The sequence below is a fragment of the Methylobacillus gramineus genome (assembly GCF_020532675.1).
GTDB classification, from domain to species: domain Bacteria; phylum Pseudomonadota; class Gammaproteobacteria; order Burkholderiales; family Methylophilaceae; genus Methylobacillus; species Methylobacillus gramineus.
Genome location: NZ_JAJAVE010000001.1, coordinates 1,605,425 through 1,620,689, shown reverse-complemented (window position 1 = coordinate 1,620,689; position 15,265 = coordinate 1,605,425). Strand labels below are relative to the sequence as shown.

General features: G+C 50.6%; 13 protein-coding genes. 3 read left to right on the top strand and 10 right to left on the bottom strand.

Features of this window, described 5'->3' with window-relative positions; genetic code table 11:
- Positions 1-248 precede the first annotated feature (248 nt).
- On the bottom strand, positions 249-1,841 hold the full coding sequence (locus LG201_RS07555) for a methyl-accepting chemotaxis protein (protein WP_226771546.1): 1,593 nt from the start codon (positions 1,839-1,841) through the stop codon (positions 249-251).
- 31 nt (positions 1,842-1,872) lie between these two features.
- Positions 1,873-2,952, bottom strand: coding sequence for a GGDEF domain-containing protein (locus LG201_RS07550; protein ID WP_226771545.1), 1,080 nt, complete (start codon positions 2,950-2,952; stop codon positions 1,873-1,875).
- A 204-nt stretch (positions 2,953-3,156) separates the two neighbouring features.
- Between LG201_RS07550 and LG201_RS07545 the strand changes: the two genes are divergently transcribed.
- The 3 genes from LG201_RS07545 (at position 3,157) to LG201_RS07535 (ending at position 6,640) form a co-directional block, all read left to right on the top strand.
- Positions 3,157-5,130 carry a sensor histidine kinase gene (locus LG201_RS07545; RefSeq protein WP_226771544.1) on the top strand — a complete coding sequence of 658 codons (1,974 nt, stop codon included), beginning with the start codon at positions 3,157-3,159 and terminating at the stop codon, positions 5,128-5,130.
- Complete coding sequence (locus LG201_RS07540) at positions 5,048-5,767, top strand: response regulator transcription factor (protein WP_319006042.1); 720 nt, start codon at positions 5,048-5,050, stop codon at positions 5,765-5,767. The genes LG201_RS07545 and LG201_RS07540 overlap by 83 nt, the downstream gene beginning before the upstream one ends.
- A gap of 672 nt (positions 5,768-6,439) precedes the next feature.
- Positions 6,440-6,640, top strand: coding sequence for a (2Fe-2S)-binding protein (locus tag LG201_RS07535; RefSeq protein WP_226771944.1), 201 nt, complete (start codon positions 6,440-6,442; stop codon positions 6,638-6,640).
- A 71-nt stretch (positions 6,641-6,711) separates the two neighbouring features.
- Here LG201_RS07535 and hmpA read toward each other — a convergent pair whose 3' ends face one another.
- The 8 genes from hmpA to lnt form a co-directional block, all read right to left on the bottom strand.
- The gene (gene hmpA / locus LG201_RS07530) at positions 6,712-7,917 is read right to left on the bottom strand and encodes an NO-inducible flavohemoprotein (RefSeq protein ID WP_226771542.1); all 1,206 of its coding nucleotides are present in this window, start codon (positions 7,915-7,917) and stop codon (positions 6,712-6,714) included.
- Between the two features lie 110 nt (positions 7,918-8,027).
- A complete protein-coding gene (locus LG201_RS07525; protein ID WP_226771541.1) occupies positions 8,028-8,477 on the bottom strand; it encodes an RrF2 family transcriptional regulator in 450 nt (149 codons plus the stop codon).
- Between the two features lie 67 nt (positions 8,478-8,544).
- Complete coding sequence (locus LG201_RS07520; protein ID WP_226771540.1) at positions 8,545-9,261, bottom strand: M48 family metallopeptidase; 717 nt, start codon at positions 9,259-9,261, stop codon at positions 8,545-8,547.
- A complete protein-coding gene (locus LG201_RS07515) occupies positions 9,258-9,968 on the bottom strand; it encodes a lysophospholipid acyltransferase family protein (RefSeq protein ID WP_226771539.1) in 711 nt (236 codons plus the stop codon). The genes LG201_RS07520 and LG201_RS07515 overlap by 4 nt, the downstream gene beginning before the upstream one ends.
- Positions 9,969-9,975: 7 nt before the next feature.
- Positions 9,976-10,518 carry a D-glycero-beta-D-manno-heptose 1,7-bisphosphate 7-phosphatase gene (gmhB, locus tag LG201_RS07510; protein ID WP_226771538.1) on the bottom strand — a complete coding sequence of 181 codons (543 nt, stop codon included), beginning with the start codon at positions 10,516-10,518 and terminating at the stop codon, positions 9,976-9,978.
- Positions 10,519-10,523: 5 nt separating this feature from the next.
- Positions 10,524-12,632, bottom strand: coding sequence for a glycine--tRNA ligase subunit beta (gene glyS / locus LG201_RS07505; protein ID WP_226771537.1), 2,109 nt, complete (start codon positions 12,630-12,632; stop codon positions 10,524-10,526).
- Positions 12,629-13,567 carry a glycine--tRNA ligase subunit alpha gene (gene glyQ, locus LG201_RS07500; RefSeq protein WP_226771536.1) on the bottom strand — a complete coding sequence of 313 codons (939 nt, stop codon included), beginning with the start codon at positions 13,565-13,567 and terminating at the stop codon, positions 12,629-12,631. Before glyQ ends, glyS begins: the two co-directional genes overlap by 4 nt.
- A gap of 134 nt (positions 13,568-13,701) precedes the next feature.
- Positions 13,702-15,180 (bottom strand): apolipoprotein N-acyltransferase, encoded by a 1,479-nt coding sequence (gene lnt / locus LG201_RS07495; RefSeq protein ID WP_226771535.1) that lies wholly within the window; start codon positions 15,178-15,180, stop codon positions 13,702-13,704.
- Positions 15,181-15,265: the final 85 nt, after the last annotated feature.

Sequence of the window (15,265 nt, the reverse complement as noted above, 5' to 3'; positions counted from 1 at the left end):
TTAATCTCGTTAATTATTCACGAGTGATTACTCGTCACCGTTGCCATTAATAATGATTTGAACTTGGCTAATCTTGTTTACAGTTATATTCAATATCAATTGTAAGCTGCCCCCCAGATATTGCGTTTGTTTATCCCTGTCAGCAAATCGGGGATTTATATAGTATTGATCAATAATTGCAGATAATCTGCGAACAGCTTAAGGTAGCGCTGATCAATATGAAGTCGTAGGAGCAATTCTATCTAGGCTCAACGATGGCGGTGTTCTTGGCCATCTTCATCAAGGTAGAAGGTTCCCACCAGGCTGTTCATGTGCATCGCGTGCTCCTTCAGGCGTTCCGCGGCGGCGGCAGTTTCTTCCACCATTGCAGAGTTTTCCTGCGTCAGGCCATCAAGTTGGCTCACCACTACGTTCACTTGTGCGATCCCGCGGCTCTGTTCAGCCGCAGACGAGCTGATGTGGTTGATAATGCTGACCACGTGATCAACGCTATGGACAATTTCATTCATTGTCACACCTGCCTGTTGTGCCAGTTTGTCCCCGGTAGCCACATTAGCCACAGAGGTCTCAATCAGTGATTTGATTTCCTTTGCAGCCGCAGCGCTGTTATGCGCCAAAGTACGCACTTCATTGGCAACCACGGCGAAGCCTTTTCCTTCGGCACCCGCGCGTGCGGCCTCGACGGCAGCGTTGATCGCTAATATATTGGTTTGGAAGGCAATGGCTTCGATGCTGCTGAGTATCTGCGAGATTTGCTGTGAACTGGAATCGATTACCTTCATGGTGTCGATCACGCTGGCAACCACGTTGGCCCCTTTTTTCGCGACGTCGGAGGCTGACGCCGATAACTCTGCAGCCTCTCGAGCTGCATCAGCATTGCCCTTGACCGCAACGGTCAACTGCTCCATCGATGCAGCAGTTTGTTCCAGGCTGGCGGCTTGTTCTTCAGTCCGGCTGCTGAGGTGTACATTAGCTGTGGAGATTTCTGCAGAGCCGGTGGAGATCAGGCTGGATGCGTCGCGTACCTCGCCTACTAGCTTTGCTAGCGCTTGCTGCATAGTGGTTAGTGAATTCATGACGCTTCCCGCTGGAATTTGTTGAGTGACGACCACCTTTCTTAGATCACCACCTGCCACTTGTTGCGCTATTGCTCCAAGTAAAACCGGCTCACTACCGAGTGAGAGGTTCAGCTTGCGTGTAATCCAGAAACCCGCGCCAGCGGCGGAGAGGAAGGCCAGAATGCAGATCCCGATTAGACTATTGCGCTGAAAATTGAATGCAACCTCGCCAGCAGCCTTGCGAGTTACAGCTTGCTCCTGTGCATAATTTGAATATTCGGCGGTAGCTTTGGTCAACTCTGCCAGTAGCGGCTGGCATTCGTTATTAAGCTTCTCGACGGCGGCTTCTCGCTGACCATCGAGAGCAAGCTGGACGATCGATAGCGCCACGGGGCCATAGCTTTCCTCAAGTCGCTGCATCTTGCCAATCATCTGGGTCGCGGTTGCAGTAATTTCATTGGAGTGTGTTGCGCTGCGCTGTAGTTGTTCCAAAAGCGAGCCGACCTGTAGATGGAATTGTTTTACACGCTCGCTTTCGGCCACGACTTCCTCGTTGCTGCGTAACAGCAACATATTGCGTGCGCCAATAGCCCTGCTGTTGACGGCATCCTGTAATTTAGCGACCAGGACCGCATTAGCGTTAGTTTCGGAGAGATATGTGTTGAAACGGCCGTTGGCCTTTTGTAACGAAGTGAGCGACATTGCTGATACTACAAGTACTATGCCGGCTAACGCGGTGAAAGCAATCGCCAACTTACCATTGATGCTAGTTCCGATTTCCATATTGATTCCTGGTTCCAAAGAGAGTGATGGGTCAGATGCTGCCGACTGGTTGTTCAGGACAGAACACGACGCGATCTTTTCCGCTGACTTTCGCGCGGTAGAGCGCATCGTCTGCCTTGCGCATGCTGATAAAAATGGATTTACCCTGTAAAAAACTCGCTCCAATACTGACGGTTACATGCCGCCCTGAGATGGGTGCTCCACGTACTGCTTGCAGAAGACGTTCTGCCAATCCTTCGGCATCTTCGCGCTTGCCGCGAACGACGATCGAGAACTCCTCCCCGCCTATCCTGCCGTAAGGTAGGCCTGCAGCTACCGTACTGATGATGCTGCCGATTCCCTTGAGGACCTCGTCACCAATGTCATGTCCAGATTCGTCATTTATCCGCTTGAAGTTATCAACATCCAAAATCAATAAATACCCATCCAGATGGCTGGCTTTCAGGGCGAGATCAACAGCTTCAATGAACCAACGGCGATTGGGTATGCCGGTCAGGTGATCCTTGTACGCCATATCAATAAGGCGCAATGTACAAAGCTCATTGACGCGGCGTAGACGTGACAAAACAGCATTGAGGAGCAGGCCAATGACTATCGCTGTTGACGTCAGCAACTGAGGCCACAATCCGTCGTTTTGTGGAGCCCCTGCTACACCAAAATCAATGTCCAGCACAAACCAGACCACTGCTATCAGAAGCGAATAGATTCCGGGGCTACTTACGATTACCGCAATGGATACAGCGATCAACGCACCAACTGGCAAAGTCCAGATAGCAGTGCGCTCGGCCGCTACCAGAATCAGCCGAAAGCCGATGCAGGCAAAGAGCACCGTGATAAAGCCTCCGATGTTCAAGGTCGCCATATTTCGACTGAGATGGCTAATGAAAATACCCGCTAGTATCCCAACGACGCAACCTGACACTTCAAGGAGAATGTCCTTGGTAAGCCTCGGGCCAACCGCATATGCTGCAATTAAGCCAATTAGCGCAATGCTCTGCAGTGACAAGCTGGGTATCTTCAACTCAGCGATGAATTGCTTTTTATTGCGTTGCTGCGCCAAATTTAGATCAAGGACGCCAGAAATTTCATGGATCCTGCGTGCGATGATCATCTGGGTCACCTTTTGTGTGTTTTGGCTGATGAAGCAGAGGTACCGGTATAAACTTTATATCTTTTAGCGGGGCTCACATTACCTTTGCTTCAGAAGAGTAGCCATCACACCATAGTTCTATTGATCAATATTTTTGCTTTCGCTAGGATCGCTTCGCCTTGCAATAATTGTGAAGGCGACCGTGGGGTCGTACTAGAATAAGAAATGTCAAAATACCGCCGTTTTAGCTTGCTGTTTGTATTGTCGATCGTCGCGTTGATACCCACTATGAGCGTCGCCGCCGACCTCATCTATGAAGTCAACGACCACCAGCAGTCAGAAGTGATACTGCGTTACGCTTATCTGGAAGATGTTTCTAGAAACAACACGGTGGAGGATGTACAGAAAGTAAAGGACTGGAAAAATAGCAGTGGCAATTCCCCACACTTTGGCTTTACCCAGTCTGCTTGGTGGCTGAAGTTCGAACTGCGCAATGCGGGGGGGCAGCCAAAAAGTATCGTGCTTGATCTTAAAACCCCTCTTCAGGATTATGTCGACTGGTATGTTGTCGACGCGAGCACGGGGCAGTTGAAGTCGAAGGTGCTTAGTGGCGACAGGCGAGAGTTCGACTTCAGGTATCAGGGAAACTACACACTTTCTTTGCCATTGACCCTGCATGCAGGAGAGCATCTGCGAATTTATATGCGCATGAGCTCGCATGATGGGTTACTGGAATCTACACCGCTGTCGCTACTATCGGCCGATGATTTCGTTATAGAAAAATCGCGACAAAAGTTCTATTTGGGTGCGTATTTCGGTTGCCTGCTAGCTTTTGGTTTCTGTGGATTGTTTATTTTCATATTGACCCGGGAAAAAATTTACCTGCTGTTCGCGATATTTCTCCTGCTGACCGTATGCACTAATCTAGTGTATTACGGCATCAGTGCTGAAATGATGCTCAGCAAGTATCCTGACTTGAACAACATGATGTTGCTAGTTTTTCATTCAGCAGCGGCAGGTGTTTTCTTTCTTTTTTCCAGGAGATTCCTTCAACTGGACAAGCATATTCCGGTAGTCGTCATCAAAGCTTTTAACGTAGCGATATATCTGCTCTTAACGATCGCGCCTTTAGTTTTTATCGTTGATTATGCAACTGCATACTGGTTCATTTCATATCTCATTCTAATGAACATAGCGTTGTTGTCTTTTTTTGCCGTGCGGATGGCATTGCGAAAACACATTGATGCCATATTTTTTTGCCTCGCATTTATCCCGCTGGGCCTAGCTTTGAGCCTGAAGCTGTTGAGCCTAGGTAATATCTTCACCATGCAGTTTCTCTTACAGCAAAATTTTTATCTGGCTCAGACCTCTCTTTTTACTGTGGTTGCGCTCGGTTTTTCCATTGAGCATTCAATGAAGATACTGCGTACGGCAATGCGTGACGCGCATTCTAGACAGATCGCATCAGCGATGGCGCTCAAGGACAGTGAGCTGAAGATATTTCATCTGGCGCGGGTGACGATGACAGGAGAAATGACAGGTGCGGTCGCGCACGAATTGAGCCAGCCTCTGAGTTCTATCCTGCTTAATAGCCAAGCGGCAGAAATGAGAATCAAGCATCGTCCTTTTGATCAGGCCGCCTATCTTGCGATAATGGCGGACATTGTTGGGCAGGCCAAGATGGCAACGGCAGTGATCGAGCGGGTGAGGCGAATGCTGGCACCTGGACGACATGCTCCGGCCAAGGTTGAGGTCTCCCAGATATTTTCTGCGGCACAAACCCTGCTGCGCTACGAGCTTAGCCTGAAAGACATTTTGCTACTGCAAGAGTGCGCGCCTGGATTACAGATTCGTGGTGACGCTATCCAATTGCAGCAGGTTATTGTCAACTTGGTCATGAATTCAATCGATGCGGTAAATGGCCTTGCAGGAGCCAGGCGAGTGATCACGTTGTCTGCTCGAAGAAGCAGCGCTACCCATGCATTACTATCGGTGACGGATAGTGGTTGCGGGTTTACGTCAAACTGCCAGCAGGAGATTTTTTCTGCGTTTTTTACCACCAAGAAGAATGGCCTGGGCTTGGGACTAAATATCTGTAAGCAGATCGTCACCGCTCATGGGGGTGAGATATTGGCCCGGCCCCGGTTACCATTCGGCTCAACCGTGGAATTTACCGTACCACTCTATGAACATGTCTGATGTTTCTTGCATTTTCATCGTTGATGACGATGAGTTCATCCTGCGTTCGGTAGAACGCCTATTTTTCTCCACACAGTATGAAGTGGAGACATATTCTTCGGCCCGGCTTTTTTTGGAGAACGCCCGCATCGAGCGTCCTGGGTGCGTAATTCTTGACATCTCGATGCCCGAGATGCAAGGGCTGGAGCTGCAAGCGCAGCTGCTATGCCGCCGTTCGTTGCTTCCGATTATTTTTCTCACCGGCAATGGGGACGTCGCCAACTGCGTCCGGGCCATGAAACAGGGAGCATGTGATTTTCTGACCAAACCGGTGGATGCGCACATTCTTTTATGTGCGGTAGAGCAGGCATTGCAGTTGAACCGCAAGCGACTGAAAGAGCACGATCTAGTCCAGTCTATTCAAGCACGCTTGACCTTGCTCACCCCTCGGGAGCGACAGGTATTAGAACAGGTGGTGGCGGGGCGGCTCAACAAGCAGATTGCGGCAGAATTTGGCACTGTCGAACATACTATCAAACTGCACCGGGCAAGCATTATGCGCAAGATGCAGGCTCAGTCCATACAGAGTCTCGTGACTACAATCAATACACTGCGTCTGTTGGGGGGTGAGTCGGGCGAAGTTGGGACGACAATCTGAATCATAAGCCTTGGTGGGTAATAACTTAAATGTTTGATTAGTAAAATATGAAAATCAATAACATAATGGCTATTGGCAGAAGACCTAAGATACAGAAGTTGAAATCAATGACCTCGCGAATGGCCAGAAAGATGGATTTAATCAACCTAAACATAACTGACTTTTCTGGAAAGAGTAAGCGAGACCAAGATTGTTAAAACAAGTACAACACAGGTTTTAAATGTTGTTTTCCATGTCATAAAATTCCCCTCAATATTGCTAGTGTTCTTTGTTATTGATTTTTATACAGCATCAAGGAAGCGCGTGATACATGCTTCAAAAGGCAATACCTGAGTAAGAAACTGATTAAAAGCAGTTAACTAAATGTCCATCGCACTAAAAGCGCACCCTCATATAAGCAAACTTAGAAAATAACTAATTAACAGCCATATTAAATGTAATCAATCTCATTTTTATTTGCAATAAATATTAATAATCCATTCTCTTTTTATAGTTCAGTCATGATTAACAAATTGCTTGTGAAGAGCTCAGTATTATTAAGAGGTGAATAACATACACATCAAATGCAAATGCTTCTTGACAAGCACTTGAGTGAAAAACGATAATAGTTATCGTTTGTTTTGTAACTCAATTGATTTCTTAACTTGCAAAGAAAGCATCTGGTCGGTTGATATGTACGTCTGTGTTTGTCGCGCGGTAACGGATCGTCAAATATTTCAAGCAGCGCGCGCCGGGGCAAGTAGCCTCAAGGATTTAAGGCGAGAGCTTGGTGTTGCCTCGGAATGTGGGCAATGTGCCAGCTGTGCTAAACAGTGTTTGCGTGAAGTCCATCAGGGTGACGCTTCGGCAGCTATGCCTATCAGCTTCGCCTGAGCCAATACCAATATCCTCAAGTTTTGGAATGACCGTGCACACGGTCATTCTCTGTCTATACGCTCTCCTACCTAGAGTAAGTGATCCAACATATCTGGTCCGAACACTTCCCTGTGGATGCGATCAGCGGATACACCCGCTGCTATCAAACTCTTGCGTTGGGCCTGCATAAAGCCCAGCGGGCCACACATGTATATATCTGCATTTTGCAAATATGCGGGCCATAAAGCGCCTGCATCCATATAACCTTCATATATCCCGCCAAGCCCCGGTAATGTGCCCTCCATGCTTTCATAGAACAGGGCAGTTTCCAGTTTTGGCATATACAGGCGTGCTTGCTGGAGTTCCTGGCCGTGTGTCTGCCAGGCAGGACTACGAGTTGCATGTGCGAACAATACTGGGCGTTGTGGGGATGTATCCCTTAACGTATTCAGCATGGATAGCATAGGTGTGATGCCGACTCCAGCGGAAAGTAGTATTACGGGGCCTGAGCCTTGAATGTTGTGAAGCTGGAACTCACCAAAAGCGGGGGTGACATGCAGAGTGTCACCAGCCTCAACTTCATCATGCAGCCAATGCGATACTTGTCCATCTGGTTTGCCATTTTCCTGTTCACGCTTGACCGATATTCTCCACCATGGGGCTTCAGTGGAGTCGGATAAGCTGTATTGCCTTAACTGTCGGCCACGCCCTTGATTAAACTGCATTTCCACGCTGATGTATTGCCCGGGCTTGAATGGGCCAGGCTGCTTGCCATCTGCTTGTAAATAAAAGGAGATAACTTGATCGGTTTCCTGCACCTTGCGTGCTACCTTGAGTGCCATTAATTGCCCAGGCTGTGTTGCTGTGGCTTGGTAAAGGGATTTTTCTTCTGCGATCAACAGGTTGGCCAATAGCCAATAAGCCTCGCCCCAGGCAGCGATCAATTCATCGCTTGCGGCATCTCCCAATACTTGTTTGATGGCGCCCAACAAGTGTTCACCGACAATTGGATAATGCTCGGGTTTGAGCCCCACGGCCGCATGTTTGTGCACAATACGCGTTACCACAGGCGCCAGTGCCGCAGGGTTGTCAATGTTGGCGGCATAGGCAAATACTGCCGCCGCCAGGGATTGTTGTTGTAATCCATTGGCTTGATTGCCCATATTGAACAGATTTTTCAACTCAGGATGGGCTGTCAGCATGTTCTGATAAAACACGCGGGTGATGTCGACACCGTGCTCACGCAGAACGGGCACACTGGCATCAATGTAGGGGCGGGCAGTAGCGGATAGCATAATATCTCCTTTGTTGTATATAAGATGAAACAATTAATCCAAGCAATGTGGCAATGCATGGCTGGTGATTAAAAATAGGGGTGTAGGCATTGTTGTCATCAGCTGTCCATTCAGTGCAAGCCGGCAAGATGGGTATGTTGCAAGTGCACAATCACATTGGCAGTGCGATTCTGGATGACATCGCTCAGGGTATAAGAGTCCATATAATGGTAAAACGCGTTCAGGCCTTGATCCAACGCGCCTTTAAGTCCACATTGCCCGCTAAGTGGGCAGGGTGGTTCCTGGCAGTTAACGAGTGACTCACTGCCTTCCAGTATGCGGATGACATGCCCCAGTTTGAGTGACATGGAGTCAGTGCCCAGTCGCAAACCACCATTGGGGCCGCGTGTGGTTTGTATCCATCCGGTCTTGTTCAGAAATGTCACCACCTTGATCAGGTGATTGCGAGGGATATTGAATTGCGTCGCGATCTCGCTGATTGTGATCGGTTTGCTGCGATCATGTTGCGAAACATACATGAGGACGCGTAGTCCCAGATCAGTGAATTTGGTCAGTTGCATAAGGTCATCATACTATTGTTGCATTTAAATAGAAACATTAGGCTGGCTAATATTGATAGAAAAATAGTCAACCCATGCGGTAAAGCTGTGAGGAGCAAGCTTTCAATGCAATTTCGGCTTGGCGGTAATCCGGGTAGATCTTGGCAACCGTGGCCCAGAAACGGGCTGAATGGTTCATTTCACGCAAATGGGCCAGCTCATGCGCAGTGACATAATTAATGATAGACGGGTTGGCCTGTATCAGACGCCAGTTGAGGCGTATCTCTCGTCTGGAGTTACAGCTGCCCCAGCGTGTTTTGGCGTTGGACAGAAATAGGGGTGGCAGTGGCTCACCAAGCTTGGCAGCCAGTATTTGCACGCGTTTGGCAAAGTCTGCCAAGGCTTCTTTCTGGTACCAGTGCAATACCTTGCGGGCAATCGCTGTTTCATCATGGATATTGGTCACTGCAACGGTCAGTACGCCATATTCGTATTGAGGGCGGCTATTGCGGGAGGAGGCGATCACTTCAAGCGTCAATGGCTGGCCCAGCAGCATTAACTGCGCGCCATCGTGCCATTGCAGGGCGGGCGTGACATCTTGTTGTCGTGACTGCAGCTTGCTGGTAATCCAGCGTGCCTTGCTTATCAACAACTGTTCCAGCTGACTTTGCGCAAGACGCTGCGGGGCGTGCACTACCAATCCACTGGCGGTAATTTTCATGCCTATGGTTCTGCGTGCTCTGCGCTCCAACTGGTAAGGAATGCGTTCACCGTTAGGCATCGCCAGAGTGTGGCTACTACTCATCTGCTGTCTAGAAGCAGCATTTCCTGCTCTATCCAGTTTTCCACCAGCTGATTCAACTGATCGGGCTTGAGCCCTGCAGCATCTATGGGATTGCCTATGCTCAGGGTAATGGTGCCAGGGCGCTTGAGAAAGGAATTCTTTGGCCAGTACTCACCTGCATTGTGCGCGACTGGCACAACAGTACTCTTGGTATGGGTGGCTAACCAGGCGCCGCCAATATGGTACTTGCCACGCGTGCCGGGGGCCAGACGCGTGCCTTCCGGGAAAATGACGACAAAGAAACGTTGTTTGAGGCGCTCCTTGCCCTGACTCACCAGTTGCTTGAGTGCTTCACGGCCTGCCGCACGGTTGATGGCAATCGGCGAAGTCAATGCCAGGCCCCAGCCAAAGAATGGAATCCAGAGCAATTCACGTTTGAGCACCCAGACTTGGGGCGGGAATATCTGTTGTAGGGCTAGGGTTTCCCAGGCAGATTGGTGCTTGCACAGGATGATGCTGGGGGTAATTGGAATGTTTTCTCGGCCTATCACCCGGTAACTCAGGCCGCAGGTAATACGCAGCCACCATAGCATGCTGCGGGCCCAGCCACTGATAATGATATAGCGGGTGCGGCGCGGCAGCGGGAACGTCAGCAGGATGGAGGTAGTAAAAATGGGCGTGAATATCCACATACCCAGCGTATAGATCAAGGAGCGCAAATAGATCATCTCAGGCTCAGGAAAGTGTAGTAATGATGCGTTGTGCCGCTTCAGCCAAGTCCGCACACACCCAAGTGTTTTCCGGCAGGTTGCCTGCAGCCAGGGTTTTTTCTCCCTTGCCGGTCCGTACCAGAATGGGCTGTGCCCCAAAAGCAGCGCTGGCCTGGAGATCGCGCAGGGAGTCACCCACACTGGGCACCCCTTTGAGGTCCATGCTAAAGCGCTTGCTGATTTCTTCAATCATGCCCGACTTAGGCTTGCGGCAATTGCAATTAGCGTCGGCAGCGTGCGGGCAGTAGAACAACGCATCTATCCGGCCACCAAATTGGGACAGGGCCTTGTGCATTTTGTCATGGATGGCATTGAGGGTAGCCATGTCAAACAGCCCGCGGCCTATGCCTGATTGATTGGTGGCCAATGCCACCCTGAATCCGCTCTGATTGAGCATGGCAATCGCTTCCAGGCTCCCGGGGATGGGCTTCCATTCATCCGGGCTCTTGATGAATTGGGTGCTGTCGTAGTTGATGACACCATCGCGGTCCAGAATGACAAGTTTCATCGTTGTTATGCCGCTAGCCTGGACAAGTCCGCGACCCGGTTCATCGCCTGGTGCAATGTGGCGAGAAGACCGAGACGGTTAGCCTTGAGTGCAGGATCATCGGCATTGACCATCACATTGTCAAAGAAGGCATCAACCGGGGTTTTAAGTGCAGCCAGCGCTTGTAGAGACTGCGTATAGTCTCCCGCTTCAAATGCGGCATCAGCTGTGGTTTTGACACTGGTCAGCACTTGAGCCAGGGCCTTTTCTGCCTCTTCTTGCAGTAGGGTGCTGTCTATCTTTGCGCTGACTACCTCTTCTACCTTTTTCAGGATATTGCCCACCCGCTTGTTGGCTGCTGCCAGGCTTGGTGCCTCTGCCAGCGCGGCAAATGCGCGTACAGCAGCCAGGCGCTTGAGGATGTCTGCAATCAATGGTGGCTTCAATGCCAGCACGGCATCAATCTCTTGTGCACTGTAACCCTGCTCGCGTAAGTTGCCCGCAAGCCTGTCATAGATAAACTCGTTAAGCGCTTGTAGTACTTCAGCCTGGTTAACACTATGCTGGAACACGGATAACGATTGCTCTAGCAGGATATCAAGCGGGAGGTTGATGCCGCTGTCATTCAAGATACGCAATATGCCGAAAGCATGGCGACGTAGTGCAAAGGGATCTTTTTCACCAGTAGGTTTTTCGCCAATGCTGAATAGGCCCACCAGGGTTTCCAGTTTGTCAGCCAAGGCAACCACGGCTCCTACCTGGTTGCGTGGCAGTTCATCGCCGGCAAAGCGTGGCTTGTAGTGATCCTCAATGGCATACGCAATGTCATCATCCAGTCCTTCATGCTGGGCGTAATAGCGCCCCATGATGCCTTGCAACTCTGGAAATTCGCCTACCATATCGGTGACCAGATCAGCTTTGGATAGTCGGGCAGCCTGGCTGGACTGCTCGGCGAGTGTGGCATCACCAATCGCTTCTGCAATCAGCCTGGCAATCGTGCTGACGCGGGTAATACGTTCACCCTGTGACCCAAGCTTATTGTGGTACACCACTTTATCCAGTCCTGCGATACGGGATTCCAGGGTTTTCTTACGGTCTTGTTCAAAGAAGAACTTGGCATCAGCGAGGCGCGGGCGTACCACGCGCTCGTTACCGCCTATCACTGCGCTGGCATCAGCCGGGCTGATGTTGGACACAATGAGGAATTTGTTGGTGAGACGGCCACTGGCATCCAGCAGCGGGAAATATTTCTGGTTGGCCTTCATGGTCAGGATGAGGCACTCCTGAGGGACGGCCAGAAATTCATCTTCAAACTGACCCAGCAGCACATTGGGGCGCTCAACCAGCGCTGTTACTTCATCCAATAATGCTTCATCTTCAATCGGCTTCAGGCCTTGTGCTGCGGCAGCCTGTTCAAGCTGGCTAATGATCTCGGCACGACGGGCATCAAAGCTGGCGATTACTGCGCCTTCGTCCTTTAATTGTTCCGCATAGCTATCGGCATCACGCAGCACGATAGGATTGACCCTGGCCTCAAAGCGATGGCCTTGAGTGCTATTGCCCGCATTCAGGCCCAGGGTGGATAGGTTGATTACTTCCGTGCCATGCAATGCCACCAGGCCATGGGCTGGGCGGACAAAATTAACGCTACTCCAGCCGTCCTCAAGTTGATAAGTCATGACCTTGGGGATAGGTAACTTTGCAATGGCTTCATCCAGCGCCTTTTGCAATCCTTCAGCCAGATTGGCGCCGGCAACGGTGAGGTCGAGAAATAGAGTCTCGGCCTTGCCATCATTCTCACGCTTGAGCTGTGATACCACACTGGCATCGGCACCCAGTGCGCCAAGCTTCTTCAATAGGGCTGGGGTGGCGTTGCCAGTGGCATCCAGGCCTACGCTGGCTGGCATCAGCTTTTGTGATACTTGTTTGTCGGCTGCCTTGGCAGAGACTGCACTGATATGGGCTGCCAGGCGACGCGGTGAGGCATAGTCGGTAACAGCCGACTCAGTAACGGTGAGGCCCTGGCTTTTCAGGCTTTCAAACAGGGCGGCAGAAAACGCTTTCCCCAGCTTGTTCAATGCCTTGGGCGGCAGTTCTTCAACGAATAGTTCTACCAGTAGGTTCTTGCTGCTCATGCTGCTGCTTTCTTTGCCAATTCTGCCAATATTTCATCTGCCCAGGCTTTGGGAGCCATCGGGAACCCCAGTCTTGCCCGGCTATCCAGGTAGCTTGCGGCGACTGCACGTGCCAGGTTGCGAATCCGGCCAATATAGGCGGCACGTTCAGTGACGGAGATCGCACCACGGGCATCCAGCAGGTTGAAGGTATGTGCAGCTTTCAGTACTTGTTCATACGCGGGAAGGGCCAGTTTATGCTCCACCAGTTCCTGCGCTTTTTTCTCATGCGCATCGAAGGCGATAAACAGGAAGTCGGCATCACTATGTTCGAAGTTATAGGTGGATTGCTCTACTTCGTTCTGGTGGAAGACATCACCATACTTGAGGTCCGCTGCGCCATTGATGCCTTTTGAGTAGACCAGGTCATAGACATTGTCCACGCCTTGCAGATACATGGCCAGGCGCTCAAGGCCATAAGTAATCTCGCCGGTGATCGGCTTGCAATTGATACCTCCCACTTGCTGGAAATAAGTGAACTGGGTGACTTCCATGCCGTTCAACCAGACTTCCCATCCCAATCCCCAGGCGCCCAGTGTCGGGTTTTCCCAGTCATCTTCCACAAAGCGGATATCATTTTTCTTCAGATCAAACCCGAGGGCTTCAAGCGAGCCCAAGTAAAGCTCCAGAATATTGGCTGGTGCTGGTTTCAGCACAACCTGAAACTGATAGTAGTGCTGTAAACGGTTGGGGTTTTCACCATATCGACCATCTTTTGGGCGACGGCTAGGCTGCACATAAGCAGCTTTCCAAGGTTCAGGGCCTAATGCGCGCAGGAAGGTGGCAGTGTGGGATGTGCCTGCGCCCACTTCCATATCGTAAGGTTGTAGCAGGGCGCAACCCTGTTTATCCCAGTATTGCTGCAAGGTCAGAATGATCTGTTGAAAAGTCAGCATGGCGGTCAGTTATGGTTCGAGTTCTATTATGGGTTAAATCAAAATCTTACCCGGTAGCGGCATGGTGTTTTGCCGACCGTGCAAGTGCAGTATGCGCATGTCCCTGTATCAGGAGGCGTCAAAAGGGCTTGATTTTACTTCTTTTTACGCACCCACAAAAGGCCAAGTGCAGTAAAGAGGAAAGCAAGCATCGGCCAGTTGCCCCAACGCACATAAGGCGTCATGCCCACATAACCCTGGGCTGTGCCTTCCAGTGTGGTGGTTGTGAAGTGCTTGGCATGTGCTAATACCTGGCCGTTGGTGTCGATGATGGCGGTGGCGCCGGTATTGGTGGAGCGCAACATCATGCGGGCGGTTTCTAGGGCGCGAGCTTGGGCAATCTGCAGGTGCTGATAAGCTGCCAGAGACTCGCCATACCATGCATCGTTGCTTGTATTCACCAGTAAAGTCGCTTGCGGCAATTGATGGATGATTTCCTCGCCAAAGACATCTTCATAACAGATATTGATCGCCACTTGCTGTCCGGCAATATGCATAGGTCTCTGCTGAAAGCCGCCACGCGCCAGGTCTGTGAGCGGGATATTGAGCCAATTCTCATAAATCCAGCCAAAGGCCTGCTTGAGCGGGATAAATTCACCAAACGGCACCAAATGGGTTTTCCGGTAAGCTTGCTCCGCAGACTGCCCCATACTGAGCATGCTGTTGTAATAGGCGCCGTCCTGTTTTTCCACCGTGCCGATGAGGATGTCACCCCCATTGTGCTTTGCGTGGTCGGCCAGTTGCTGGAGGTAGTCAGGTGGAATCTGGCTTGAAACCAGGGGAAAAGCCGTTTCTGGCAAGATGATAAGTTTGGCATGGCTTTGTAGCGACATATCCAGATATTGTTGCAGGGTCTGGCGCAGGGTGTCGTTTTCCCATTTCAGATCCTGTGTGATATTGCCTTGTACCAATGCCACTGATACTGGCTCACCTGTGGGCGTGCTCCAGGTGTTGAGCTTGAGTAATCCACCTGCCAGCCATAAGGTGCATAACAGCAAGGCGGATTTACCTAGGAATGGCAGATTGCGCCGGTGAAGCAGTGCCCAGGCAAGCAGGCTGGCACTAATAGCGACAGCCAGGGATACGCCATGTATGCCCAGGACCGGGGCAAAACCGGTCAGCGGACTACCGGGAATTTGTGAGTAACCCGCCAATAGCCAGGGGAAGCCAGTGAATATCCAGCTGCGTACCCATTCCATGAGTACCCAGAACAAGGGGATGGTGAGATATTGTGCACCCAGTTTACGCGACAGCCAGCCAGTGGCTGCTGGGAACAGGGCCATGAATGCGCTGAGGCAGAAAGTTGCCACAACGGCCATCGTGGCAGGCATGCCGCCAAAATCATGCAGACTGATATAGATCCAGTAAATGCCGGCCCCAAATAACCCCAAGCCAAATGAGAAACCCAGCCACCATGCATGTTTGGCGGAAGGCGATTGATACCAGAGATAGAATAGCCCCGCCATGCTGATGATGGTGACAGGATAAAAATAAAATGGCGCAAAGCCTAACACTGACAATGCACCCAACAATAGTGCGATGAGGTGCGGAAGGCGGGGGCAGTGGAATTTCAAGACTATCCTTAAAGCTGAGTGTAGACGTGGGTTTGTTGTTTATTGCATTATAGCGGCTTAGTCATGCATGAGGCATTCGGCTTCC